The sequence below is a fragment of the Delftia acidovorans SPH-1 genome (assembly GCF_000018665.1).
Classification (GTDB): domain Bacteria; phylum Pseudomonadota; class Gammaproteobacteria; order Burkholderiales; family Burkholderiaceae_C; genus Comamonas; species Comamonas acidovorans.
On record NC_010002.1, the window covers coordinates 4,994,374 to 5,018,948 of the forward strand.

General features: G+C 69.4%; 21 protein-coding genes. 7 read left to right on the plus strand and 14 right to left on the minus strand.

The features are described 5' to 3' along the window. Positions 1–26: 26 nt before the first annotated feature. Positions 27–512 (plus strand): Rrf2 family transcriptional regulator, encoded by a 486-nt coding sequence (locus DACI_RS22845; protein ID WP_012206340.1) that lies wholly within the window; start codon positions 27–29, stop codon positions 510–512. Next, entirely contained in the window at positions 499–1,398 is a 900-nt protein-coding gene (locus DACI_RS22850) for an NAD(P)/FAD-dependent oxidoreductase (RefSeq protein WP_012206341.1), read from the plus strand. Before DACI_RS22845 ends, DACI_RS22850 begins: the two co-directional genes overlap by 14 nt. A 15-nt stretch (positions 1,399–1,413) precedes the next feature. On the opposite strand, the gene DACI_RS22855 is transcribed toward DACI_RS22850, so the two are convergent. The 3 genes from DACI_RS22855 to DACI_RS22865 all read right to left on the minus strand — a co-directional run bounded on the left by DACI_RS22855 (position 1,414) and on the right by DACI_RS22865 (position 4,426). After that, entirely contained in the window at positions 1,414–1,632 is a 219-nt protein-coding gene (locus tag DACI_RS22855) for a hypothetical protein (protein ID WP_012206342.1), read from the minus strand. A 127-nt stretch (positions 1,633–1,759) separates the two neighbouring features. After that, positions 1,760–2,560: a class D beta-lactamase gene (blaOXA, locus tag DACI_RS22860; protein WP_012206343.1), complete on the minus strand. Its 801-nt coding sequence runs from the start codon at positions 2,558–2,560 to the stop codon at positions 1,760–1,762. 171 nt (positions 2,561–2,731) lie between these two features. Further along, positions 2,732–4,426, minus strand: a complete 1,695-nt coding sequence (locus DACI_RS22865) for a long-chain fatty acid--CoA ligase (RefSeq protein ID WP_012206344.1) — start codon at positions 4,424–4,426, stop codon at positions 2,732–2,734. A 205-nt stretch (positions 4,427–4,631) separates the two neighbouring features. On the opposite strand from DACI_RS22865, the gene DACI_RS22870 reads away from it, so the two are divergent. Beyond that, a complete protein-coding gene (locus DACI_RS22870; protein WP_043783630.1) occupies positions 4,632–5,180 on the plus strand; it encodes a pyridoxamine 5'-phosphate oxidase family protein in 549 nt (182 codons plus the stop codon). A gap of 1 nt (position 5,181) precedes the next feature. Here the strand turns inward: DACI_RS22870 and DACI_RS22875 are convergent, their stop codons facing one another. The 4 genes from DACI_RS22875 to hrpA form a co-directional block, all read right to left on the minus strand. Next, positions 5,182–5,685 (minus strand): hypothetical protein, encoded by a 504-nt coding sequence (locus tag DACI_RS22875; protein WP_012206346.1) that lies wholly within the window; start codon positions 5,683–5,685, stop codon positions 5,182–5,184. Positions 5,686–5,687: 2 nt separating this feature from the next. Next, on the minus strand, positions 5,688–6,590 hold the full coding sequence (locus DACI_RS22880; RefSeq protein WP_012206347.1) for a LysR family transcriptional regulator: 903 nt from the start codon (positions 6,588–6,590) through the stop codon (positions 5,688–5,690). Between the two features lie 61 nt (positions 6,591–6,651). Next, positions 6,652–7,302, minus strand: coding sequence for a cysteine hydrolase family protein (locus DACI_RS22885; protein WP_043782327.1), 651 nt, complete (start codon positions 7,300–7,302; stop codon positions 6,652–6,654). Positions 7,303–7,568: 266 nt separating this feature from the next. Further along, the gene (hrpA, locus tag DACI_RS22890; protein WP_043782328.1) at positions 7,569–11,648 is read right to left on the minus strand and encodes an ATP-dependent RNA helicase HrpA; all 4,080 of its coding nucleotides are present in this window, start codon (positions 11,646–11,648) and stop codon (positions 7,569–7,571) included. A 210-nt stretch (positions 11,649–11,858) separates the two neighbouring features. Between hrpA and DACI_RS22895 the strand changes: the two genes are divergently transcribed. Further along, positions 11,859–13,025 carry a metallophosphoesterase gene (locus tag DACI_RS22895; RefSeq protein ID WP_012206350.1) on the plus strand — a complete coding sequence of 389 codons (1,167 nt, stop codon included), beginning with the start codon at positions 11,859–11,861 and terminating at the stop codon, positions 13,023–13,025. 27 nt (positions 13,026–13,052) lie between these two features. Here DACI_RS22895 and DACI_RS22900 read toward each other — a convergent pair whose 3' ends face one another. From DACI_RS22900 to DACI_RS22915, 4 genes are read right to left on the minus strand one after another with little or no spacing between them, the layout of a single operon-like run. After that, a complete protein-coding gene (locus DACI_RS22900; protein ID WP_012206351.1) occupies positions 13,053–14,162 on the minus strand; it encodes a lactonase family protein in 1,110 nt (369 codons plus the stop codon). After that, a complete protein-coding gene (locus DACI_RS22905) occupies positions 14,159–14,902 on the minus strand; it encodes an ABC transporter substrate-binding protein (RefSeq protein ID WP_012206352.1) in 744 nt (247 codons plus the stop codon). Before DACI_RS22905 ends, DACI_RS22900 begins: the two co-directional genes overlap by 4 nt. Before the next feature lie 19 nt (positions 14,903–14,921). Further along, positions 14,922–15,899, minus strand: coding sequence for a GntR family transcriptional regulator (locus DACI_RS22910; RefSeq protein ID WP_012206353.1), 978 nt, complete (start codon positions 15,897–15,899; stop codon positions 14,922–14,924). A 25-nt stretch (positions 15,900–15,924) separates the two neighbouring features. Further along, complete coding sequence (locus DACI_RS22915) at positions 15,925–18,540, minus strand: aconitate hydratase AcnA (protein WP_012206354.1); 2,616 nt, start codon at positions 18,538–18,540, stop codon at positions 15,925–15,927. A 97-nt stretch (positions 18,541–18,637) separates the two neighbouring features. Between DACI_RS22915 and DACI_RS22920 the strand changes: the two genes are divergently transcribed. Next, on the plus strand, positions 18,638–19,651 hold the full coding sequence (locus tag DACI_RS22920) for a Bug family tripartite tricarboxylate transporter substrate binding protein (RefSeq protein ID WP_012206355.1): 1,014 nt from the start codon (positions 18,638–18,640) through the stop codon (positions 19,649–19,651). 55 nt (positions 19,652–19,706) lie between these two features. Next, positions 19,707–20,690: a Bug family tripartite tricarboxylate transporter substrate binding protein gene (locus DACI_RS22925; RefSeq protein ID WP_012206356.1), complete on the plus strand. Its 984-nt coding sequence runs from the start codon at positions 19,707–19,709 to the stop codon at positions 20,688–20,690. 30 nt (positions 20,691–20,720) lie between these two features. On the opposite strand, the gene DACI_RS22930 is transcribed toward DACI_RS22925, so the two are convergent. From DACI_RS22930 to DACI_RS22940, 3 genes are all read right to left on the minus strand, one after another. After that, a complete protein-coding gene (locus tag DACI_RS22930; protein WP_012206357.1) occupies positions 20,721–21,866 on the minus strand; it encodes an AAA family ATPase in 1,146 nt (381 codons plus the stop codon). A 35-nt stretch (positions 21,867–21,901) separates the two neighbouring features. Beyond that, entirely contained in the window at positions 21,902–22,756 is an 855-nt protein-coding gene (locus DACI_RS22935) for an RNA ligase family protein (RefSeq protein WP_012206358.1), read from the minus strand. A gap of 411 nt (positions 22,757–23,167) precedes the next feature. Beyond that, a complete protein-coding gene (locus DACI_RS22940; protein WP_012206359.1) occupies positions 23,168–24,025 on the minus strand; it encodes a LysR family transcriptional regulator in 858 nt (285 codons plus the stop codon). Positions 24,026–24,155: 130 nt separating this feature from the next. Between DACI_RS22940 and DACI_RS22945 the strand changes: the two genes are divergently transcribed. Then, positions 24,156–24,539: a tautomerase family protein gene (locus DACI_RS22945; RefSeq protein ID WP_012206360.1), complete on the plus strand. Its 384-nt coding sequence runs from the start codon at positions 24,156–24,158 to the stop codon at positions 24,537–24,539. Positions 24,540–24,575: the final 36 nt, after the last annotated feature.

A 24,575-nucleotide genomic window follows, 5' to 3' on the forward strand; every position in this document is an offset into this window, starting at 1 on the left:
CACACTCATGCAACAAATAATGTTGCATGAAACAGAACAGCCAATTCTCGGACGTCCTCCATGTGCTGCTGCACATGGCCGAGGGCGATGGACCTGCCACCTCCGACATGCTCGCCGCCGCGCTGCAAACCAACCCGGTCGTGCTGCGCCGGTTGATGTCGGGCCTGCGCGATGCAGGCCTTGTCACCTCCGCCAAGGGCCACGGCGGGGGCTGGGTGCTTTCTTGCGAACTGGACCGCACCACGCTGCGCGACGTGCATGAGGCCCTGGGCGCCCCCGGCCTGGTGGCGCTGGGCTTCAGGGAAGACCGGCCCGAATGCCTGGTCGCCCAGGCCGTGAACGAAGCCCTGAGCGACGCCGTGCAGCAGGCCGAGGCCGCCCTGCTTGCACGCCTGGGCACGGTGACGCTGGCTGCCCTGTCCCATGACTTCCACGCCCGCCTGGCCCGCCATCGCGCAGCAGGCGGCCAGGGTTGGCACCAACTGCAGGAGCACTCGCATGAAACACGTTGATTTCGCCGTCATCGGCGGCAGCTATGCCGGCCTGTCCGCCGCGCTGCAACTGGCGCGTGCGCGCCGCCAGGTGCTGGTGGTCGATGCCGGGCTGCGGCGCAACCGCTTCGTGGACCAGGCCGGCGAGACATCGCACGGCTTTCTCACCCAGGATGGCGTCGCCCCCGCCCAGATCGCTGCCCAGGCCCGGCAGCAGCTGATGGCCTACCCCACCGTGCAGTGGCTGGACGGCACGGCCGAAGACGCCCGCGTGGCGCCTGATGGCCGGCTGGAGTTCCGTGCAGCGGGCACTGCCATCAGCGCCGCCCGCCTCGTCCTGGCACTGGGCGTGCATGACAGCCTGCCGCCGGTGCCGGGACTGGCCGAGCGCTGGGGCCGCAGCGTCTTTCACTGCCCGTACTGCCACGGCTACGAGATGAATGCGGGGCGCATCGGCATCATCGCCAGCTCGGCCCTGGCCCACCACCACGCCGTCATGCTGCCCGACTGGGGCCAGACCACGCTGCTGCTCAACGGCGCCTACACGCCAAGTGACGATGAGCTGGCCGCCTTCGCACGCCGCAGCACGCAGGTGGAGGCCACCCCCATTGCCCGCCTGGAAGGCCGGGCCGACGTGCTGCTGCAGGATGGCCGCCGCCTGGTGATGGACGGCCTGTTCACCCAGCCGCGCACCCGCATCGCCAGTCCCGTGGCCGAACAGCTGGGCTGCGCCCTGGAAGAAGGCCCCATGGGCACCTTCATCAAGGTCGCGGAAGGCCAGGCGACCAGCGTCCCCAACGTGTTCGCCTGTGGCGACGCGGCCCGCGCGGCCGGCAACGCGGCCATGGCGGTGAGCGATGGCGCCATGGCAGGCATTGGCGCGCACCGGTCGATGATGGGATGGTGAGCTGCGGCGCCCACCCTATCCGAAAACTGCGCCGCCCGCATCCAGCGAGGGCGGCCGCAGAAGATCGGCATTGACGCCCATGGCCTCGCTGGCCCGCTCCACGGCCTGCCACAGCGGGGCGGGCATCTGCAGTATTTCCTCGGGGGAGTTCGCGCGGGCAATCCAGTCGCTGATCTCAACGTGCTGCTCGGGAGTGAGCAGGTCCAGGTTCAGCATTTCGTCAATGGTCTTCATCGGGTGTCGGTCTGTCGCTCTTGTGCGGGAGATATGTGGGAGATATGTGGGAGATATGCGGGAGAGGTGCGGGAGATGTGTGGGAGGTATGTGGGCGAGGTGCGGAAAGGAAGACGCCCGTGCATTGTCAGCGGTCCGCGGCAGGCAATCGCTGCAGCAGGGCATCGCGTGCGCGCAGGCCGGCATTGGGCTTTTGGGCCTGCTCATCCTGGATCAGCGTGGCGAACACCAGCCTGCGCTGGTCCTTGGTGGCCCAGCCCACATACCAGCCGTAGGCCCGGCTGGCATCGTAGCGGTTGTCGCTGCCGGGCGACCCGGTGCCGGTCTTGCCATGCACGGTCCAGCCGTCCACAGGCACGGGGTACCGGGTGATGCGCGCAGTCATGTCGATGGCCTGACTGCTCACAGACAGTTCCCGGCGCACGATCTTGCGCATGAAGGCCACCTGCTCGGCCGCCGAGATGCGCAGCGAGGACACCACCCACGCGCCGTTGTGGCCGGGATGGGCCACGGCAACGGCGGAGACATCCTCGTTGCCGTACTGGAAGGCCCTCACGTAGGCGCCAAACCGCTGCTGGCCCAGCTCCCGCGCCACCTGCTGCGAGTACCAGAACACCGAGTCCTTCATCCACGCCTGGGGCGTGATCTCGCGCCGCCAGGCATCCCCACCCCAGTCCGGATACTCCGGTTGGTACGGCCACGCGGGCCGGGATTCGTCCTGCAGGATGCCGGCGTCATAGCCCATCAGGCTGATGGCGATCTTGAAGGTGGAGGCCGGCGTGACCCGCTCGGCGCAGGCCGGGCCGCTGTGCACCAGGGACTGGCCCGTGTCGGCGTCGGCGACGATGGTGCACAGTTCGTGCGCGCAAGCGGGAAGGCAAAAAAATGCTGCCACGACCGTGGCAGCGGACCCAGGAAATCCATGCATGTGCTGTGTACTGTGTGCTGTCTGATGCAGTGTTAGTGTCTGGCGCGATCATAGATGCGCGCGCAGCCTTCGCAACGCCCATGCAGCAAACATCACCCACAGCGTCCTCGGCGGCCGCGTCAGGAACGCGCCGAGGGCAAGGGCTTCAGGCTTTGAGGCCCTGGGGGCCGGTCAGCCGGCCTCCGCCTCCTGCAGTTGCCGCCACATCACCTTGCCGCTGCCGCTCTTGGGCAGGGCCTTGACGAACTGCACGATCTTGGGCGCCTTGTAGACGGCCATGTTCTCGCGGCACCACTGGATGATGTCCTCGGCCGTGGTGTCTTCCTTGCCGGCACGCAGCACGACGACGGCCTTGACCGACTCGCCGCGGTAGGCGTCGCGCGTGGAGATCACGCAGGCTTCCTGGATGGCGGGGTGGCGGAACATCAGCGATTCGACCTCGGCCGGCCAGACCTTGAAGCCGCTGGCGTTGATCATGCGCTTGAGGCGGTCGGTGATGAAGTAGTAGCCGTCCTCGTCCACGTGGCCCAGGTCGCCGGTGCGAAAGAACCGCTTGCCGTCGATCTCCATGAAGACCTGGGCCGTGGCGTCGGGTCGCTTCCAGTAGCCGTCGAAGACCTCGGGGCCGTGGACGACGATTTCGCCCTGCTCGCCCTGCGGGACATCGGCGCCGGTTTCGGGGTCGATGACACGCGCCTCGGTGCTCATGAAGGGAATGCCCAGGCATTGCTGCTTGGGATGCTCGAACGGGTTGCTGTGCGTGGGCGCGGCCGTCTCGGTCAGGCCGTAGCCCTCGCTGAAGCGCAGGCCGTATTGCTCCAGCAGGCGCTGGGCCACGGCCTGTGGCATGGCCGCACCACCGCCGCCGATGTACTTGAGGCTGGTGAGGTCGAACTGCGCAAAGTTGGGGCTGCCCAGCAGGTCGATGACCATGGTGGGGATGTTGGTCCAGCTGGTGACCTGGTAGCGAGAGATCAGCCGCCCCGCCAGCTCGCGGTCCCAGCGCGGCATGACGACCAGGGTGGCGCCCACGAAGATGGCCGTGTGCAGCACCGAGACCATGCCCGTGATGTGGAACATGGGCACGACGGCCAGGACCACGGTCTCGCTGGTGCCGCTGCCCCAGTAGCTGCCCGCCACGGCGTTGTGGTTGATGGAGCGGTGCGGGTGCATGCAGCCCTTGGGGTGGCCCGTGGTGCCGCTGGTGTAGGGCAGCACGGCCATGTCGTCGCGGCCCACCACATGGGGCGGCGCGGCGTCGTTGCAGGCCAGGGCCTGCTGCCAGGTGTGGACGCTGCCGCCATCGAGCACGGCCGGCTCACGCCGGGTGAGCAGCCAGTCGTGCCACTGCACGGGCGGGGCGTCGTCGCCCTGCACCCCGGCATCGAAGGCGTCCGTGAACTGGGTGACGACCAGGTGCTCCAGCCGCTGGCCGGGCGCCAGCGCATTGCTGGCCTTGGCCAGTTCGGGGGCCAGGTCGGCCGTGGTGATGGCGACCTTGGCGTCGGCGTCGGTGATGTAGTGCCTGAGCTCCTCGGCCATGTTCATGGGATTGACCGGCACCACCACCGCATTGGCGCGGAAGATGGCGTAGTGCGCCAGGATGAGCTGGGGCGTGTTCTGCATCAGCAGGATCACGCGGTCGCCGCGCTGCACGCCCAGGCTGTGCAGGTAGGCCGCCATGCGCTCCGTGCCCTCGCACAGCTCGCGGTAGCTGATGGAGCTGCCGAAGTAGCGGATGGCTGCCTTGTCCGGGTAGCGTCGCGCATTGACGGCCAGGTTGTCCCAGACGCTGGTGGCGGGCACGGTGATGGAATGGGGCAGGCGGCTGGGCCAGAAAGCGTGGTGCGCGGGCTGGGAGGGCATGGGTGGATGGGCTTTGAAGTGTCGGTGAGTGGAAGGGACGGCGGCAATCCGCCTTGCCAGCGAGGCTAGGCCCACACCCGCTTCCCGGCATTGGGGAAGGCCCCAGGAGATCGTCGCCAAAGTGACGCTTGAGCGCCCATGGCATACCGCTGCCACCGCAACTCGCCTTGTGCTTTCGCAAGCCGGCCACAGGTACGATGGCGCCATGCCCTCCACGCCCGCCATGCCCTCCACGCCCCACCTGTCCCGCCTGCAGCTGTCGCTGCGCGATCTGCTGGCCCGCCGCCGCAGCGCGGCCCTGGCCACCCAGCCCACCGACTCCCCTGCCCCCGGGGCTGGCGATGCACTGCCCGCTCCCCGGCTGTCCATGGTGCCCTGGGCCTGGAATGCGCAGTTTGGCTGCTTTGTGCTGCACGTCAGCGCACTGGCAGCGCACACGCGGGCCATGGAGCTGCACCCGGCCGTCAGCCTGCTGGTGTGCGCGGCCGAAGTGGACGGCGAGGGCGTGCATGCACTGGAGCGCGTGGCCATAGAAGGCGTGGCCAGCACACCGCCGCCCGGCAGCGTGCTGGCCGATGGCGCGCGCGACAGCTATGTGCTGCGCTTCCCCGAAGCCGCGTTCATGACCGATCTGGGCGACTTCCGCTTTGTCTGCATCACGCCATCCATCGCCCGGCACGTGGCGGGCTTTGGCGCGGCGCGCGATGTGTCGGCCCATGACCTGATCGAAGCACTGAGCATCCAGCCCAGCTGACTCACGCGCCCCGCACGTGGGCCGCGATCAGGGCGCCCGCCGCATCGCCCTGCCCCGCCACGCAGGCGCGTACATGGTCTTCCCACATCTGGCCCTGCTGCTCTACCTGGGCATGGACAAAGCGCTGCAGCATGCGCCGGGGATCGTCGCAGCGCTCATAGGCATACGGATCGCCGCGCGTGCACAGTGCCTTGAACTGCAGCCAGGCGGCCTGCCGCGTGACGGGCATGCCCTGCAGGCGCTGCCACTGGTGCAGCAGCTCATGGGCAAAGATGCCTGCGATCTGCGGATGCGACAGGCGCAGCGGCTGGCGCGGATCGGACTGCGTGAAGAAGGCGCGCGGCATGAAGATGCGCCCGCCATTCATGGACAGCGCCCTGCGCGTATCGCCCAGCCGCCGCTGGTACAGGCGCAGGCGCGGCAGCAGCGCATCGAGCGAGGCGCCGAAATGCGTGCGCACAAAGGCCTGCTCCTGCGCATCCAGTGGCCGGCTCCAGAAGACCATGCTCAGCCGCCTGGCCCCTGCCGATAGCGCCGCGCCATGAAATCCACAAACGCGCGCACGGCCGGGCGCAGATGCCGCGTGCGCGGATACAGCGCGTGGTAGCTGTACTGCCCCAGATGAAAACAGGGCAGCACCCGCACCAGCTGGCCGCGCTCCACGGCCGAGCGCACGGTATGCCAGGTCAGCGCCGCAATGCCCCGGCCTGCGCGTGCAGCCTCGAAGATGGTGGCCACCGAATCGGTGCGCAGCGCCGTGTGCGGCTGCACCTCGGTCACGGCGCCCTGCCCGGACACCACGCTCCAGCGCAATGGGGCCGGGCCCGCCGCAAAGGCCAGGGCGCGGTGCTCGGCCAATTGCCCGGGCACCTGCACCACGCCCTGGCGCATCAGGTAGGCGGGCGACGCCACCAGCACCAGCGGCGAATGCGTGAGCAGCCGCGCCTGCAGCCCGCTGTCCGGCAATTGGCGGCTGATGCGCACGGCCGCATCCACGCCCTCGGCCACCAGGTCCACCAGCCGGTCGGTGCACAGCAGCTGCAGCTCCAGCTCGGGGAATTGCTGCTCGAACTCGGGCAGCCAGTCGCCCAGCTCGATGGCGCCCACGGCCAGCGGCAGCGTGATGCGCAGCACGCCTGCCACGCGTGCGCGGCGCTGCGCCAGAGCGGCCTCTGCCGCATCGAGCTGCTCCAGCAACTGCACACAACTGAGGTAGTAGCTGCGCCCCGCATCGGTCAGGCTCAGCCCGCGCGAATTGCGCTGCAGCAACTGCGTGCCCAGCTCCGACTCCAGCCATTTGACATGGCGCGACGCCGTGGAATGCGTCATGCCCAGCCGATCCTGGGCCGCCGTGAAACCCTGCGCGTCCACCACGCCGCAGAACACCCGCATGGCTTGCCATCTGTCCATTGCTCATGCACTCCTTTGGCGGGAATTGTGGAGCATGGACCGCTGATGCCGCCCAGCCCGCTCAGCGCAGCGCCAGCTCCAGGATGCCGTCCGTGGACAGCACATCGCCGAACACATCCTCGATCTCGGCCAGCGCGGCACGGTGCAGGCTGTCGGCGTCCACGGATTCGCCGTTGCTGCGCGTGATGGCACGTGTGGCCACGGCATCGCTGGCCACGACGACCTCGAAGCCCAGCGGCGCGGCATCGCGTGCGGCGCCGGCCACGCAGGCGTGGGTCATGAGGCCGCAGATGACCACGGTGGTGATGCCACGCGCGCGCAGCTGGTCGGCCAGGTCGGTGCCGACGAAGGCGCTGACGCTGCGCTTTTGCACCACGGTGTCGCCCGCGCGCGGCTGCAGGCCGGGGTGGAACTGGACGGTGCTGCCATTGACGGCGAACACGGGCGCACCTTCAGGGGCAATGTGCTGGATGTGGAACACGGCAACCTGGCCGGCATCGGCCCATTGCAGCAGGCGCCGGGCCTGCTCCAGGACCTGCGGGCCGCGCGGGATGGGCAGGCGGCCGCTGAAGTACTCGTTCTGGAAGTCGATGACCAGCAGCGCCGTGGCACCCCGTGGCAACTGGCTGCGTCCCGGCGCGCCGGACAGGGCGCGGAGGGTGGGATGGCTGGTGGATTGGGTGGCCTGGCTGGCCTGTTCTGCGAGTGACATGCAGTGCTCCTGAAAACGGGAAGTGGTTGATGCCTGCAGTCTAGAAACGCACAGGGCCCGCCGCAACGCCACGGAGCGGCCAGCATCTGTGCAGGTTCTGCACAGATCACCCGTGCTTTGAAAAATACCCCATCTCAGTGATGGCGCATAAGGCCTTGGGCCTTGCATCGCTCCAACCGGCCGCGTGCCGGTGAAGGTGGAGATGCCGCATTGAAACATGGCCTGCGGCCCTCCCGCTCAAGAAAGGGCCGCAGGCCGGCGCGGCGCTAGTTCTGCAGCTGCTGCCAGACCTTGTCCAGCCGCTTGATGCTGACCGGGTACGGCGTGCGCAGCTCCTGGGCGAAGAAGCTCACGCGCAGCTCCTCCAGCATCCAGCGGTACTCCTGCATGCGCGCATCGATGTGGCCCTTGCGCTCGGCCACCAGTCGCCAGTAGCGCTGCTCCAGCGGGCGCAGCTCGGTCAGGCGGCTGGCGTCACGCGCAGGGTCGGCGCGGTACTTGTCCAGGCGGCTGGTGATGGCCTTGAGGTAGCGCGCGTAATGCTGCAACTGGGTCCAGGGCGCGGCCGCGATGAAGTTCTTGGGCACCAGGCGCTGCAATTGCTGGGCGGCGTCGGCCGTGGCGTCAGGCGCGTTCTTGGTGTCCTTGATCTTGCGCTGCGCCGCCGCGTACTCGACCAGGATGGTGGAGGCCATGCGAGCCACCTCGTTGGCGATCAGCGTCAGCCGGCCGCGTCCGTCCTGCACGCGCTGCTTGAACTGCGCGTCGTTGGTGGGCAGCGGCTCCTGCAGGAAGGCGCGGTCTATGGCCACGTCGATGATCTGCTCGCGCAGTTCCTCCTGCGTGCCCAGCGGCATGTAGGCGACGGCCATCTTCTGCAGGTCTGGAATGTTCTTTTCCAGGTACTTGAGCGCGTCGCGGATCTGCAGCGCGAACAGGCGGCGCAGGCCCACGCGGTGGCGTGCGGCCGCAACCTCGGGCTCGTCGAAGACCTCGATGCCGACGGCATCGCCATGGTCGATGAGCGCAGGGAAGCCGATCAGCGTCTGCCCGCCCCGGCCGATCTCCATCAGCTCGGGCAGCTCGCCAAAGCTCCATTCCTTGTAGCGGCTGTCGGCGGGCTGGCTGGGCTTGGCATTCCTGGCAGGCGTGGCCTGGTCGGGCTTTTCCGCCTTGGCAGCGGGCGCTGGCTTCCTCCCAGTTTCGGGCGCGGTGGCAGCGTTGGCAGCGGGTGCAGGGGCCTCCGTGACCGACGCCACCTTCAACGCGGCCAGCGCCTGGAAGGCGCCGCGCGCCTTGGCGCCCAGTTCGGCCTTGAGCGCGCCCAGGTTGCGGCCCTGGCCCAGCTGGCGTCCATGCTCGTCCGTGATTCGGAAGTTCATGAACAGGTGCGGGCTGAGCATGTCCAGCTTGAAGTCGGCGCGCTTGACGTCCAGCGAGGTCTCGTCGCGCACCTGCTTGAGCAGGGCATCGATCAGCGATCCCTGGCCCCAGCGCTCGGGCGTGGTGAAGAGTTCGGCCAGGCGCTGGGCGCTTTCGGGCAGGGGCACGAAGCGGCTGCGCGGGCGCTGCGGCAGGCTCTTGAGCAGGGCCTGGAGCTTGTCCTTGAGCATGCCGGGCACCAGCCATTCCACGCGCTCGTCGCTGACCTGGTTGAGCACGAACAGCGGCACGGTGACGGTGATGCCGTCGCGCGCGTCGCCGGGGCTGTGCAGGTAGCTGGCCGTGCAGTCCACGCCGCCGAGCTTGACCACCTTGGGAAAGGCCTGGGTGGTGATGCCGGCCGCCTCGTGGCGCATCAGCTCGTCGCGCGACAGGCGCAGCAGGTCGGCGTTTTCCTTGGCCGCCTCGCGGAACCAATGGTCGAAGGTGGCGCCGCTGAACACGTCCTTGGGGATCTGCTGGTCGTAGAAGGCGTAGATCAGCTCGTCATCGACCAGCACGTCCTGGCGGCGGCTCTTGTGCTCCAGCTCCTCGACCTTGCGCACCAGCTTGAGGTTGGCGGGCAGGAAGTGCCAGCGCGTATCCCACTGCCCCTCCACCAGGGCCTGGCGGATGAAGATCTCGCGCGCGGACTGCGGGTCGATTCGGCCATAGCTCATGCGCCGGCCGTTGTAGACCACCAGGCCGTAGAGCGTGGCGCGCTCCAGCGCCACCACATCGGCCTGGTTCTTGGACCAGTGCGGATCGAGCAGCTGCTTCTTGAGCAGGTGGGCGCCGACTTCCTCCAGCCACTGCGGATCGATGGCGGCGATGCCCCGGCCGTACAGGCGCGAGGTTTCCACCAGCTCGGCCGCAACGATCCAGCGCCCCGGCTTCTTGGACAGGTGGGCGCCCGGGTGCGGGTAGAAGCGGATGCCGCGCGCGCCCAGGTAGGCGTCGCTTTCATCGCCCTTGTAGCCCAGGTTGCCCAGCAGGCCGGACAGCATGGACAGGTGCACGGCGTCGTAGCCCGCAGGCTCGGTGTTGATCTTCCACTTGTGCTCGTTGACCACGGTCAGCAGCTGCGAGTGGATGTCGCGCCATTCCCGCACGCGGCGGATGTTGATGAAGTTCTGGCGCAGCAGCTGCTCCCACTGGCGGTTGCTGAGCTTGTGCGAGGGCTCGTCATCCGTGCCGGGACCGGTGTCCTGCGGATGGAAGGCCGCCAGCGCCTCGGCCGCCGGGGCGGCCACGCTCTGCCCGCCGCTGCGCTGGGCCACGGGCAGGAAGGCGGCATTGCGCGCCGATGGCTTGGCGGCAGGCGCCTGGGCCGTGGCCATTTCCTTGCGGCTCTTGGCCACCACCTTGCCGCCGCGCGCATCCTGCAGCCATTTCCACAGGCGCAGGTAGCCGCTGAATTCGCTTTTCTCGTCGTCGAACTTGGCGTGCTGCTGGTCGGCCTGCTGCTGGGCCTCCAGCGGCCGGTCGCGCACGTCCTGCACGGACAGGGCGGAGGCGATGACCAGCACCTCGGCCACGGCGCCGCGCGTGCGCGCCTCCAGGATCATGCGGCCCACGCGCGGGTCCAGCGGCAGGCGCGACAGCTCGCGGCCCATGGGCAGCAGCTCGCCGCGCTCGTCCACGGCGCCCAGCTCGCCCAGCAATTGGTAGCCGTCGGCAATGGCGCGGCCCGAGGGCGCTTCGAGGAAGGGGAAATTCACCACGTCGCCCAGGCCCAGCGACTTCATGCGCAGGATGACGCCGGCCAGCGAGGAGCGCAGGATTTCAGGGTCGGTGAAGCGCGCGCGCGTGCCGAAGTCGGCCTCGTCGTAGAGGCGGATGCAGATGCCGTTGGCCACGCGGCCGCAACGGCCGGCGCGCTGGTTGGCCGCCGCCTGGCTGATGGGCTCGACCAGCAGCTGCTCGACCTTGCTGCGGAAGGAATAGCGCTTGACGCGCGCCGTGCCCGCATCGATCACATAGCGGATGCCGGGCACGGTCAGCGAGGTCTCGGCCACGTTGGTGGCCAGCACGATGCGCCGGCCTGTGTGGCTGTCGAAGATGCGGTCCTGCTCGGCCTGCGACAGGCGCGAGAACAGCGGCAGCACCTCGGCATGGCGCAGCACGGGCTGCTGTGCCAGGTGCTTGCGCAGGTGGTCGGCCGCCTCGCGGATCTCGCGCTCGCCGGGCAGGAACACCAGGATGTCGCCGCTGACGCCGCCGGCCCACAGCTCGTCCACGCCTTCGGCGATGGCGTCGTTGAGGTCGTGGTCGCGCTTTTCCTCGAAGGGGCGCCAGCGCATCTCCACGGGGTAGGTGCGGCCCGAGACCATGATCACCGGCGCAGGCCCCTTGGGGCCTTCGAAATGCCTGGAGAACCGCTCGGCATCGATGGTGGCCGATGTCACCACCACCTTGAGGTCGGGGCGCCGGGGCAGGATCTGCTTGATGTAGCCCAGCAGGAAGTCGATGTTGAGGCTGCGCTCGTGGGCCTCGTCGATGATCAGGGTGTCGTAGGCCTTGAGCAGCGGATCGGTCTGCGTCTCGGCCAGCAGGATGCCGTCCGTCATCAGCTTGACCGAGGCGTCCTTGGAAAGCCGGTCCTGGAAACGCACCTTGTAGCCCACCACATCGCCCAGCGGCGTGTTCAGCTCCTCGGCAATGCGCTTGGCCACCGAGCTGGCGGCAATGCGGCGCGGCTGCGTGTGGCCGATCAGGTGGCCGCGCACCTGGCCCTTGTCGTCGGGCGTGGCGTTGACCTTGCCCCGGCCCAGCGCCAGCGCGATCTTGGGCAGCTGCGTGGTCTTGCCCGAGCCCGTTTCGCCGCACACGATGATGACCTGGTGCCGGTCCATGGCCTCCATGATTTCCTCACGGCGGGCGGATACGGGCAGGGATTCAGGGAAGCTGATCTTCAAAGGCATAAGGGGCTGGATTATCCCCGCGCCATGCCGGCGGCGCCACGCGGCTGCAGATTTCCATACGCCTGCCCTGTGCCGCCCGCATGAAAACCCCCGCATGCCAGGGCCTTCGCCAAGTCAGGCCAGCGGCATGCATGGCATTGCGCACAATCGGCGCTCGCCTTGCCGCTCCCGGCGCTGGCCGCCTCACCCGTCTTCCTCGATCAGCTCCCCATGGTTACTCTTGCCGCCCTCGTCATCCCGCTATTGGCCCTGTGGCTGTGGTGGCCCGTCCGCCTGATGCCGCGCCGCGCACGCCTGATGGCGGCCGTCGCCACGGCGGCCCTGGGCTGCACGCCCGCCCTGCTGCTGGTGCTGCTGCGCGAGGGCACGGTCGAGTACCGCACGCTGGCCTATCTGCAGGTGCCGGGCGGCTGGGTGCTGGCCCTGCTGCTGATGCTGGCCGTCTTCATCGTGCTGCGCGACGGCCTCTGGGCGCTGGCCGCCGTGGCCCGGCGCGAGGACTGGAAGCAGCGCCTGCACGCCCCGCTGCTCACGGCCGGCGCACTGGCCCTGGCGGGCCTGCTGTCGGCCTGGGGCGTGGCCAATGCGCTGCGCCCGCCCGAGGTGCACGAACGCACGCTGCGCCTGCCCGGCCTGCCCACCGGCCTGGAAGGCCTGCGCGTGGCCGTGCTGGCCGACATCCACGCCAGCCCCATCAACAACGCGCGCTATGTGCAGACCATCGTGGAGCGCACGCTGGAGGCGCGGCCCGACCTCATCGTGCTGCCCGGCGACATGGTGGACGGCGACGTGGGCAGCGGCCGCGCCAACGTCGCGCCGCTGGCGCAGCTCAAGGCACGCTACGGCGTCTGGGCCGCGCCCGGCAACCATGAGTACTACAGCGGCTACGACGCCTGGATGGCCGAATTCCGCCGCCTGGGCCTGAACCTGCTGGAAAACCGCATGCAGCTGATCGATGTGCAGGGCGCGCGCCTGGCGCTGTCGGGCATCGGCGATCCGGCCTACGGCCGCCTGTCGCGCCAGAACACCGACCCCTCCGTGGCCGAAGGCGTGCCGCCCGACATCGAGACCGTGGCCCGCCAGGCCAAAGAGGCCGGTGCGCAATACCACCTGCTGCTGGCCCACCAGCCCAAGACCGCCCGCGACAATGCGGCCCACGGCGTGGGCCTGCAGCTGTCGGGCCATACGCACGGCGGACTGATCCTGGGCATGGACCAATGGCTGGTGGCGCCCGCCAATGACGGCTTTGTGCGCGGCGAGTACGAGGTCGGCGCCATGAAGCTCTTCGTCAGCGCCGGCGCAGGCCTGTGGGCCGGCTTTGCCGTGCGCCTGGGCGTGCCGGCCAGCATCGACCTGCTGGTGCTGCGCGGCGCCTGACCCTGCCCCGGAGGGCAGCGTGGACGGCTACCGCGCGAACACCATGCACACCGGGCTGGCGCAGTGGGTGCTGGCCAGCGGGCGCCAGGCGTCATCCGGGGCATGGCAGACGATGCTGTCGCTGTCCTCGTTGAGCACATAGAGCAGGCGCCCGTCGGGCGAGGACGTGAAAAAGCGCGGCGTGCGCCCGCCCGAGGCGAAGCCGCCACTGGCGTGCAGCAGCCCCGTCAAAGGATCGACATCGAAGACCGCAATGCCGTCAGCGCCGCGATTGGACACCAGCACCTGCCGGCCGTCGCGCAAGACCTCGATGCCCGCCGCCCGGCTGTTGCCCACAAAGCGCTCCGGCAGGGTGGACAGGATCTGCAAGCCCTGCAGCGCCCCCGTGGCCGCATCGAAGCGGCAGGTGAGCACGGTGTTGTCCAGTTCGTTGACCACATAGGCGCAGGCCAGCGCAGGATGGAAGGCCATATGCCGCGGGCCCGAGCCTTCGCGGCAGTCCAGCCAGGGCTGGGGCGCAGGCGCCAGCCGCCCGTGCTCGAAGGCGAAGATGAAGATCCGATCCTGCCCCTTGTCAGGCACCAGCACGAAGCGCCCGTCCGGCGAGAAGGGGTTGAAGTGCGGCTTGGCAAACGGCTGCTCCTTGCGATGCGGCCCGGGTTGGCCCGGTAGCGCAAGCCGCTGCTGCACGGAGCCCAGGCGCCCGTCCGGTGCGATCGACATCACGGCCAGCGTACCGCCTGGCCCGCCATACCCCTGGTGGCCATCGCTGGCAGCCGGCTCGCCCAGATGGTCGGAGACCACCAGCTGCCGTCCACCCGGGGCGATGGCCAGGTGCACCGGGTTGCGCCCGCCGCAGTCCCGGGTCTGCAGCAACGCCAGGCGGCCCGTTGCGGCATCGCGTGCGAAGACGCTGACCTCATGGCCATCGCCATGCACGGTGTAGAGCCGGGTGCCGGCTGCATCGAGCGCCAGGAACGAGGGGTTGGAAAGCCCGTCCACGGTCTGCAGATGCTGCAGGCCGCCCGTGGCTTCGTCCACGCGATAGACGGTGATGCCCTCGCCACGTGCGTCGCGCTCGCGCGTGGTGCGCGAACCCACGTAGGCGTACAGGGGGCGCGACGCTGAGGTGCTCATGCCGATGCGCCCGCCAGCGGTGCGACGGCCGCGCCCTGAATGCCATGGCGCTGCAGCGCCTCGGCCACAAAGCCGCAAGCCTTGGCCTCCTCCACAAAGGCCGCCAGCACGCGCAGGGCCTCATCGCCCCGCCCCTTGGGCAGGCCCATGGCCTGCTGGATCACCATGAAGCGGCCCGGCAGCAGGCGCAGGCCGGGCAGGCGGGCGGCATCAGCCTCCAATTGCTGCTTGACGCCGGCGGCCACGTCGGCCGTCGATTCCACAAAGGTCTGCACCACGGCGGGCGAGGACACGGCGCGCTCTATCTGCGCATGCTTGAGCTCGCGGCTCAGGTACAGGTCATAGGCGCTGCCCTTGCCGACCACCACGGTGTGCCCGGCCCGGTCCACCTGGGCGTTGTCGGTCAGCGGCGAATCCTGGCGCACCAGGTAGCTGCCCTCGATCAGCACATAGGGCGCCGTGAAGCCGATGCCCGCGCCGCGCACGGGGTCCACGGCAAAGAAGCCGAAGTCGGCCTCCTCGCGCGTGACGGCATCCACCGACTTGGCGGCCGTATCGAAGACCACCAGTTCCAGCTCCAGCCCCAGCTGCTGCGCAAGGCGCCGGGCCAGGTCGATGGACACGCCTGCGGGCTGGCCATCGGCCTGCAGCCGCGCAAGGATGGGATTGCCGGTGTTGATGGATGCGCGGATGCGGCCAAGCGGCGCGAGGGTGGACAGCAGCTGGGAGGAAAGGTTCATGGATGGCTCGCTTCAAGGGTCAACGGGATGCCCGCCGGGGCGTGGAAGAGGTACGCGAAGGGATACGCGAAGAGGTACGCGAAGGTTCTGGGGACGCTGCGCCGGGACCGAGGAGATCGCTGATGCTGGCCAGGTTGCGCAAGGTGCTCGCCAGGTGCTCGCGCATGGCGAGGGAGGCTTCTTCGTTGCGCTCGCGCCCCAGCAGTTCCAGGATGTTCAGATGCTGCTCGCAGTGCTCGCGGTAGCGCGCCCGGTCCTGCATGGAGCGGTAGGACAGCAGGCGCCGCACGCGGTTGACGCGGCGGATGGTGTCGATGAAGAACACGTTGCCCGAGGCCTCGACCAGGGACTCGTGGAAGTTCACCCCCCGGTCGTGGATGCGGTCGGCCGGGTCGGTGGCGATGCCGCCTTCGAGCAAGTGGATTTCGGCCGCGCGGCAGCGTTGCAGCACGGCGCGGTCCAGCCGGTAGCCGGGCTCCAGCAGCGCGGCCGGCTCTAGCGCCATACGCAGGCGGTAGGACTGCAGCAGGCTGTCGGGCGTGGTCAGCATGGCCGCAAAGGTCCAGCCGTAGCCGGGCTTGCGCTCGATCCAGCCCTCCTGCGAGATGCGGTTGAGCACGGCCGCCAGTTGGGCCTTGCTCAGGCCGTAGCGCGTGCGCAGCGCGGCCTCGGTGACGGATTCGGGCAGGCTGGCGCGCAGCCGGTCCTCGGCGATGCGAAAGTAGATGGCTTCGGTCAGGTCCTGGTCGCCGGCCGCCGCCTCGGCCAGCAGTTCGGCCGGAATCCGGTCATGCGGCAGGGCCAGGAAAAACCCCCGGTTGCGCTCGCGCCGCACCACACCCTGCTCTTCCAGCTGCTGCAAGGCCTCGTTGACGGGCTGGCGGGAGACGCGCAGCCGGTCGGCCAGACCCTGGGCGGCCAGGTGGGTTCCGCTGTCCCATTGCTCGGAACGGGCCAGTGCCAGGATTTGCGAGCACAGCTGGGTGGAGGTCTTCATGCCCCCATTGTCATGCCATGCCACATCAGCGCCCGGCCGCCTGCCGCAGGATGGAAGGAATCACGCCGCCGCTGCGCAGCAGCCCGGCCTCCAGCTGCGTCTCCACGGCGGCCGTGGCCTGCAGCGCCTGCACGCTGCCATCGCCGCGCAGTATGCGCACGGGCACGGCGCAGCGCGGCGCCAGGGCGTCGGACGGTGCATCGATCTCGATACGGTCGCCCGGCTGCAGCGCCAGTTCCTGCGGGCCCATGCCCGCAGGCAAGCGCAGCGGCACGATGCCCATGCCGATGAGGTTGGAGCGGTGGATGCGCTCGAAGCTCAGGGCCAGCACGGCACGTATGCCCAGCAGGCGCTGGCCCTTGGCGGCCCAGTCGCGCGAGGAGCCCGTGCCGTAGCGCTCGCCGGCCACCAGCACCACGGACTGGCCCGCCTTGCGGTAGCGCTGCGCGATGTCCCACAGCGGCGCGATCTCGCCCGACGGCGCATGCAGGCCATGGGCCACGGGGGCACCGGGCGCCAGCAGGTTCTTCAGCGTCTTGCTGTGAAAGGCCGCCCGCACCATCACCTCCCAGTTGCCGCGCCGCGACGCGAAGACGTTGAGATCACCCCGGTCGTCGCCGCGCTCCACCAGGAAATCGGCCACCAGGCTGTCGGGCGGGATGGCGCTGGCCGGCGAGATATGGTCCGTGGTGATGTCGTCGCCCACCACCAGCAGCGGGTGGGCCTGGTAGCGGCCCAGCTGGCTGCCCTCGGACATCGCCGCAAAGGGCGGGCGGCGCAGCGCGGTGGACCGCGCGTCCCAGGGAAACAACGGCCCCTCGGGCGCCTTCAGCGCATGCCAGGCCGGGTTGAGCGTGGCCCGCGCGAAGTCGCGGCCGAAGTCCTGCGGGTGCAGGCCCAGCGCCAGCGCCGCCTGGACTTCCTCGCGGGTGGGCATGAGGTCGACCAGGAACACGGGCCGACCATCGGCCAGGTGCTGCACGGGCTCGAGGCGCAGGTTGCGGGCCGCGTCGCCGGCCAGGCCGAAGGCGATGACCAGGGACGGCGACATGATGAAGCTCAGCTCGATGTCCGGATGCACGCGGCCCGGGAAATTCCGGTTGCCCGACAAAATGGCCACGGCCTTGGCCTGGCCGGCGCGCTGGGCCTGGCGCACCGGCTCCGTCAGCGGGCCAGGGTTGCCGATGCAGGTGGTGCAGCCGTAGCCCACGATGCCGAAGCCCACGGCCTCCAGGTCCTGCAGCAGCCCGGCGCGCGCCAGATAGGAGGCAGCCGCCGGCGAGCCCGGTGCCAGCGATGTCTTGACCCATGCGGGGACCTTCAGCCCCAGCGCCCGCGCCTTGCGCGCCACCAGCCCGGCGGCGACCAGCAGCGCGGGGTCCGAGGTATTGGTGCAGCTGGTGATGGCGGCCAGCGCCACGGCATGGCGCGGCAGCCCGGCCTGCGCGCCGGACGCAACAAAGCCCACGGCCTGCAGCGCGCGGGCGCTGTCGCCATAGTCGAGCAGGTCCTGCGGGCGGCGCGGACCGGCAATGTGCCAGCCCACGGCGTCCAGGTCGATCTCGATCTGGCGTGTGTAGCGCGGCTGGGCCTGCGGATCGAACCACAGGCCCTGGGCACGCATATAGGCCTCGACCAGGGCGACGCGCTGCGGGCTGCGGCCCGTGGCGCGCAGGTAGTCAAGCGTCTGGCCATCGACCGCGAAGTAGCCCGTGGTGGCGCCGTACTCGGGCGCCATGTTGGCCACCACGCTGCGCTGGCCCGCCGTCAGCGTGGACACGCCGGGGCCGAAGTACTCGACGAACTCGCCGGCCACGCCCAGGGCGCGCAGCCGCTGGGTGGCGACCAGGGCCAGGTCGCTGGCCTGCACGCCGGGGTGCAGCGCGCCGGTCAGCCGCACGCCGATGACATCGGGGATGCGCAGCATGGTGGGCATGCCGAACATCACGGTCTGCGCCTCCAGCCCGCCAACGCCCCAGCCCAGCACGCCGATGCCGTTGACCATGGGTGTGTGGCTGTCCGTGCCCAGCATCATGTCGGGCACGGCCCAGAGCCTGCCGCCGCGCTCCTCGGTGGTCACCACGGTGGCCAACTGCTCCAGGTTGATGGTGTGCATGATCCCCGTGCCCGGCGGGTGGATGGTCACATGGGCCAGGGCCCTGGAGGCCCAGCGCAGGAAGCGGTAGCGCTCGGCATTGCGCCGTATCTCGTGCTCCAGGTTGGCCTGGGCGGCGCCCGGCGCTGCATAGGCCTCCACGGCCAGCGAGTGGTCCACCGACACGTCGACGGGCAGCACCGGATTGAGCACGGCCGGATCCACGCCCTCTTCGTGCAGGGCATCACGCATGGCTGCGATGTCGACCAGCGCCGGCGTGCTGGTGGTGTCGTGCATGAGCACGCGGCCCGGCTGGAAGGCGATCTCGGCCTCGCTGCTGCCGTGATCCAGCCAGGCCCGCAGGGCAGCCACGGCAGCGTCCCTTTCCTGCCCCTCCATGTGGCGCAGCACGTTCTCCAGCAACAACCTGAGCACCACGGGCAGGCGCGGCAGGCACTCGCCCAGCACGCCCGGCACATCGGCAGCGTGGTAGCGGACTCCGTCCAGTTCAAGGATGCGGGAAAAGGGGTTCTCGGTGTTTTCCATAGCTGATATTTTGCATTTTGAATTTCTAAAATGCAATCAAACGCCTCATCTCGCTTTCCCTGAAACCCCGGCTAAAAGGCCGCCAAGGAGTTTTGACATGTCCGCTCCCTCCCGCCGCAGCTTGCTGCGCAACCTGGGCAACGCGCTGCTCGCCGGCCTCATTGGCCTCATCAGCCTCATCGGCAACCTGCCCGCTGCGGCCCAGGACGCGCCGCAGCGCAGCATCACTCTCGTGGTTCCCTTCACGGCAGGCGGCGGCGTCGACGCCATGGCCCGGCTGCTGGCCGAGCGGCTGCGCGTGACGCTCAAGCAGCCGGTGGTGGTGGACAACAGGCCCGGCGCCAGCGGCATGCTGGGCGCAGGCGCCGTGGCACGCGCGGCGGGCGACGGCCACACGCTGCTGCTGGGCTCGGCCGGCGAAACCGCCATCGCCCCGCTGGTGCACCAGGGCCGCATGCCCTACCAGCCGTCCCGCGACCTGGCCCCCCTGACCCTGGTCACGCGCGTGCCCAACGTGCTGGTGGCCTCGCCCGGCCTGCCGGCCAGCAACATCGATGAACTGGTGCGCCTGGCCAAGGCCAGCCCCGGCAAGCTCGGCTACGCCACCAGCGGCGTGGGCAATCCCCAGCACCTCAATGGCGAGCTGCTGCAGTCGCTGGCCGGCATCCGGCTGAACCACGTGCCCTACCGGGGCGCGGCCAACCAGCTAGTGGACGTGTCCTCGGGCGTGGTCGAACTGGCCTTCGTCAGCTACGCGGGGGCCGCGCCCTTCATCAAGAGCGGCCGTGTCAAGGCGCTGGCGGTGACTTCAGCGCAGCGCGCCAGCTTCGCCCCCGGCATTGCCGCCATTGCCGAGTCCACGGGCCTGGCCTCCTACGACCTGGACAACTGGTTCGGCCTCTTCGCGCCCGCCTCCACGCCGCCGGCCGTCCAGGCGCGGCTGCATGCGGCGGTGGTCAATGCGCTCAAGGATCCCGCGCTGGCGCAGCGCCTGCGCGAACTGGGCGGCGAGCCCGCCCCCATGTCCCAGCAGGAGTTCAAGGATTTCATCGCCGCCGAGACCGCCAGGTACGCCGCCATCGTGACTTCGGCCCGCATCGTGGCCGAGTGAGGGCGCGCCCTTTCCCGGCATTTGCCTTTCCCTTCAGAAAACCACAGGAGACGACATGCAGCTTCATCCCGCGCTGGCCGCCACGGCCGCCGCCATCCTGGTCCTGGCTTCGGCCACGGCCCGGTCCCAGACCGCCCCCGACGGCTACCCCGTCCGCGCCGTCACCATCGTCGTGCCCTTCGCGGCCGGCGGAAACACCGACGTCAAGACCCGGCTCGTGGCCAGGCAGCTGGCGCAGATACTGGGCCAGCCCGTGATCGTGGACAACAAGCCCGGCGCCAGCGGCAACATCGGAATGGAGTTCGTGAGCCGCGCCGCAGCCGACGGCTACACCATCGCCATGGGCAGCTTCGGGCCGCTGGCCGTCAATCCCTGGATCTATCCCAAGCTCAACTTCGATCCCAAGACCTTTGTCCCCATCATCCTGCTGGAGAAAAGCCCGCTGGTGCTGGTCACGCCCGCCGACAAGCCCTATCGCAGCGTGGCCGATGTGGTGACGGCCGCCAAGGACAGGCCGGGGCAGCTGAACATCGCCAATGCAGGGCCGGGCGGCGCGCACCATCTCTCGGCCGAGCTTTTCGAGGCGGCGGCAGGCCTGGACATGATCGGCGTGCCCTTCAAGGGCGGTGGTCCAGCCGCCACCGCCCTGCTGTCGGGACAGGTGGACCTGATGTTCGAGCAGACCGGTGCGGCCGCGCCCTCCATACAGGCGCGCAAGATCCGCGCGCTGGGTGTGACCTCGGCACAGCGCCTGGCCATGCTGCCTGACGTGCCCACCTTCGCCGAGTCCGGCTTCCCCCAGGTCACCGTCTCCAACTGGATGGGCTATGTGGCGCCCAAAGGCACGCCGCCCGAGATCGTGACCCGGCTCAACAAGGCGTTCGCCAAGGCCATGGAGCACCCGGAAGTCCGGGAACGCATCGTCTCCCAGGGCAACGAGTTCGGCGGCGGCAGCAGCCAGGAGTTCGCCGCCTTCATCGACAGCGAAGCCGCCAAGTGGGGCCGGCTGGTGAAGGAGCGCGGAATCCGAAGGGACTGAGCGAAAGGCGGGCCTACCCCCACCCCCGACCTACCCCTCATTGACCACCAACGACAGCGCATGCGCCTCGGTAGGCAAAGGCACGTCCCAGCGCTGCAGCAAAGTGAGCAGGGCCGCGTTGGTCAGCGTGGTGTCGCGCGCGCGGTTGCGGGCCAGCAGGGTTGGGCGGCTGGCTTCGAGGTGCACGAGCTCCACGCGGGCGCCGTAGGCCAGGCACAGGTCCACGGTCTTGCCGCGCATCTGGCGCGACAGGTGGGTGGCGTTCCAAACGAAGGGCTGGCCCGCGCGCAGCAGGGCCTTGGCCTTGTCCACGGCGTGGTGGGCGGCCGCGCCCTCGTTCTGGCCGTGGCGCAGGCCCAGCTCCGTACGCGCATCGTCGAAGGAGACCACGGGCAGGTCGCCATGGTGGGCGGCCACCCAGGTGTTCTTGCCGCTGGCCGGCAGGCCGCACATGACGATGGCGCGCGAGCCGGCCTGCTCGTGCAGCGCATAGTCGGGATGCAGCTGCGCGCCCCGGAAGTAGCGCACCGCCGTCTCGGCCGAGGCAAAGCGGCGTGGCGTGCGCAGGCAGCCCTCCTCCAGCGCGAACTCGCGCACCAGTTCGATGTTGACCAGCACGGACGCAATGTCCGGGCAGATGCGCCCGCGCATGTCGGCCCGCGCCAGCAGGGTGAGCAGGTGCAGGTCCACCTGCCAGGACAGCTCGCGCACGATGAACTCGGGCGAGAGGCCGCGCCGCGAGTCGGCAAAGGCGAAGAACGGCACCTGGTGCACGGCGATCAGGCGGCAGATGGCTTCGCGCTGGTCCACGGGCGCACCGGCTTCCCAGAGCATGAGCCGCGCATCCAGCGCACCCCGGCGCGAATGGCCGGGCTGGCCGATGCGGCCGTCCTCGCCTACCACGGTGGTCGAGCACTTGGCCACGTCGTGCAGCAGCGCGGCCAGGAAGACCGTCTCGCGCTCGGTGGCGGTGAGCGCCGCATGGCCGGGATCGGCCAGCAGTTCGCGCACCACCATCTGCGTGTGCGTCCAGACATCGCCTTCGGCGTGGTAGACCGGGTCCTGCGGCGTGGTTTTGGCCTGCTCCAGCTGGGGGAAGGCGGCCAGGCAGGCCGCGAAGTCGGGGTCGGCGCCGGGCTGCGGCACCAGGGACTGGATCTGTTTCCAGTTCGTCATGGAAATCTCCTTGCGATGGGTCTGCGCTGCAGGCCTCACCAGCTTTTTGAAATATCTGCCGCAAAGATGTCTGCGCCCTCGCGCAGCCCGTTGGGGACGATGGGCCGCTCGCTGTGGTGCGAGCCCGAGTCAAGGATGACCTGCACGAAGTCCGGCCGCACGAACTTGTAGCGCGCCACGGTCTGGCCGTCCTCCTCCACCTTGAGGTACAGGCCCTCGGCCAGCTCGGAGCCGTCGGTCTGCCGCCAGCACAGAGGCAGGTCCAGCTTCTGGCGGGCCACCACCTGCTCGAAGGCCTGGCGCCAGCGCGCGCTGCGGCCCAGCGAGGGGGCCAGCAGCGCCAGCAGGTCCTGCATGCGCCGGGGCGCCGCCCCGCTGTAGAGCACAGGCACCGAGACCACGGGCACGCCGGCCAGCAGGGCATGGCGGCGCGGCGTGTCCAGGAAGCACTGCGCCGAGCGGTCCCAGATGTCGAACTCGCAGAACCAGTGCGGCAGCGCGTCGTAGAACAGCGAGTGCTTGGCATACATCCACTCGCCGAACACCTGGTAGCGGTCGTCCAGCAGGGACAGCAGCGCGCCCTCATGGGCCTGGGCCCATTGCTTGAAGAGGTTGAACTGGCGCTCGCGCCCGCCGGGCCGCTCGCTGTCCAGGTAGTGGCCGCGCGACTGCAGCAGCAACTGGCCGTCGCCGGCAAAGCTCAGCGCGGCGTTGGCGCCGTCGAGTTTTTCCTCGACGACGATGTGCCGGCCGGCCAGCCGCTCATAGGGCACGGCGTCGTCCTGGTCACCGGACTGCAGGCGCGAACCGCGCAGGTGCGGCGTGCGGGGGTATTTGAGGATCTCGACGCTCGAAAGAAAGTGAGCGCCTTGGGCAATGGATGGGGTCATGTCGTGCTTTCCGAAAACGATGCAGCACCCCACGGCGACATGCCATGGGGCGGGAAAAGCCGACGACGACGCCAGGCGCCGCAATGCAGGGGATGCAGCGACAGCGCGGCCTGGCCCGTGGTGGCCGGGCCGGCAGGCTGTCGAAGGGGAAGATGGCAGGACTGTCGGCACCGTCCGCAAACCGGACGGTCAGCCGCAAGCCCTCAAAAGGCCACGCACCGCAGCGCACACGCAAAAGACATCCGGGGCAAGGCCAGGATCAGCGTGTGACGAAGTCGTTCAGCAGGAAGCTGTGCGGCGGGGCATGGTGCACCTCGAAAGGGTGAGGGTGGATGGGAGGGGAGCGAGTCTATCGCCCGTTGGCCCGCAGGCACAAGCGGCTGCGTGCCATGCCGGGCCGATTGTTGGCTGCTAGCCACGCACGGCGGACTTGAAGGCGGCGCCCAGCGCATCCAGCGCCGCGCGCGGCCGACCTTCGCGCACGCGGGTGTGCAGCAGCACGGGCAGGCGCGGCAGCGTGGGCAGGCCCAGGCGCGGGCCCACGTCCACGGCGCCCAGGGCCAGCATGCGCGGCGCCAGCGCGGCCACGCCCAGACCCGCCATGACGGCGGCCGAGACAGCTGCCACGCCGCCGCCCACGAACACCTCGGTCCACGGCATGCGCGCCGTATCCAGCAGCTGCCCGGCCATGGCGCGCACGCCGCAGGGCTCGGCCAGCGTGGCCAGCGGCAGGGGCTCGCCCGCGCGGTGCTGCCAGCCGGGCGCGGCAAACCAGCCGAAGGGCTCCTCGGCCAGCAGCTCGCCGTCGTCACGCCCGGCATGCGTGCGCACGATCACCGTGTCGTACTCGCGCCGGTCAAACCCCTGCAGCAGCGGGCCGGACGATGCGATGCGGATGTCGATCAGCAGCTGCGGGTCCTGCGCATTCATGCGGGCGATCAGGGCCGGCAGCTCAGGCCCGGCCACGTGGTCGCTGATGCCGATGGTCAGCCGCTGGCGCGTGCTGACGGCCAGCGCCAGTGCGCGCTCATGGGCCTGCAGCAGTTCGCGCGCATGGGGCAGGAAGTCGGCGCCCAGCGCCGACAGCTGCACATGGCGCGGCGTGCGCTCGACCAGCCTGCAGCCCAGCCGCTGCTCCAGCCGCTTGAGCTTGAGGCTGACGGCGGCCTGCGTGGTCTGCATGGCTTCGGCCGCGCGCGTGAAGCTGCCCAGCTCCGCGATGTGCACGAAGCTCTGCACGGCATCCAGGTCAAGGGGTCGTTGAATCATTGCAATTCATTATTACTGATATCAGCAATCATGGCTTTTCAAAATATCTGGCACGGCCTACCTTCGAGGCTCCCACAACGCAAAGCAACGCAAAGCAACGCAACTCAACTCAACGCAAAGGAGCCACACCATGCCCATGACCCGGATCAACATGCGCGCCGGCAAGTCCCCCGCCTACCGCCAAGCCATCTGCGACAGCCTCTACCGCGCCATGCGCGAGACCTTCAACGTGCCGGAGGACGACCAGTTCATGACCATCACCGAGCATGACGGCGACAACTTCCGCTACAGCGCCTCCTACCTGGGCGTGGCGCGCAGCGACGATCTGGTGCTGGTGCAGCTCACGGTCAGCAACACCCGCAGCCTGGAGCAGAAGAAGGCGCTGTTCAGCCGCATCGCCGAGCTGCTGGTCGAAAGCCCCGGCCTGCGGCCCGAGGACGTGTTCGTCAACCTGGTCGAGGTGGACAAGGAGAACTGGTCCATGGGCCACGGGCTCGCGCAATACGCAACTTAAGACACGCGGATCAGCGCAACACCCACAGCGCCGCGC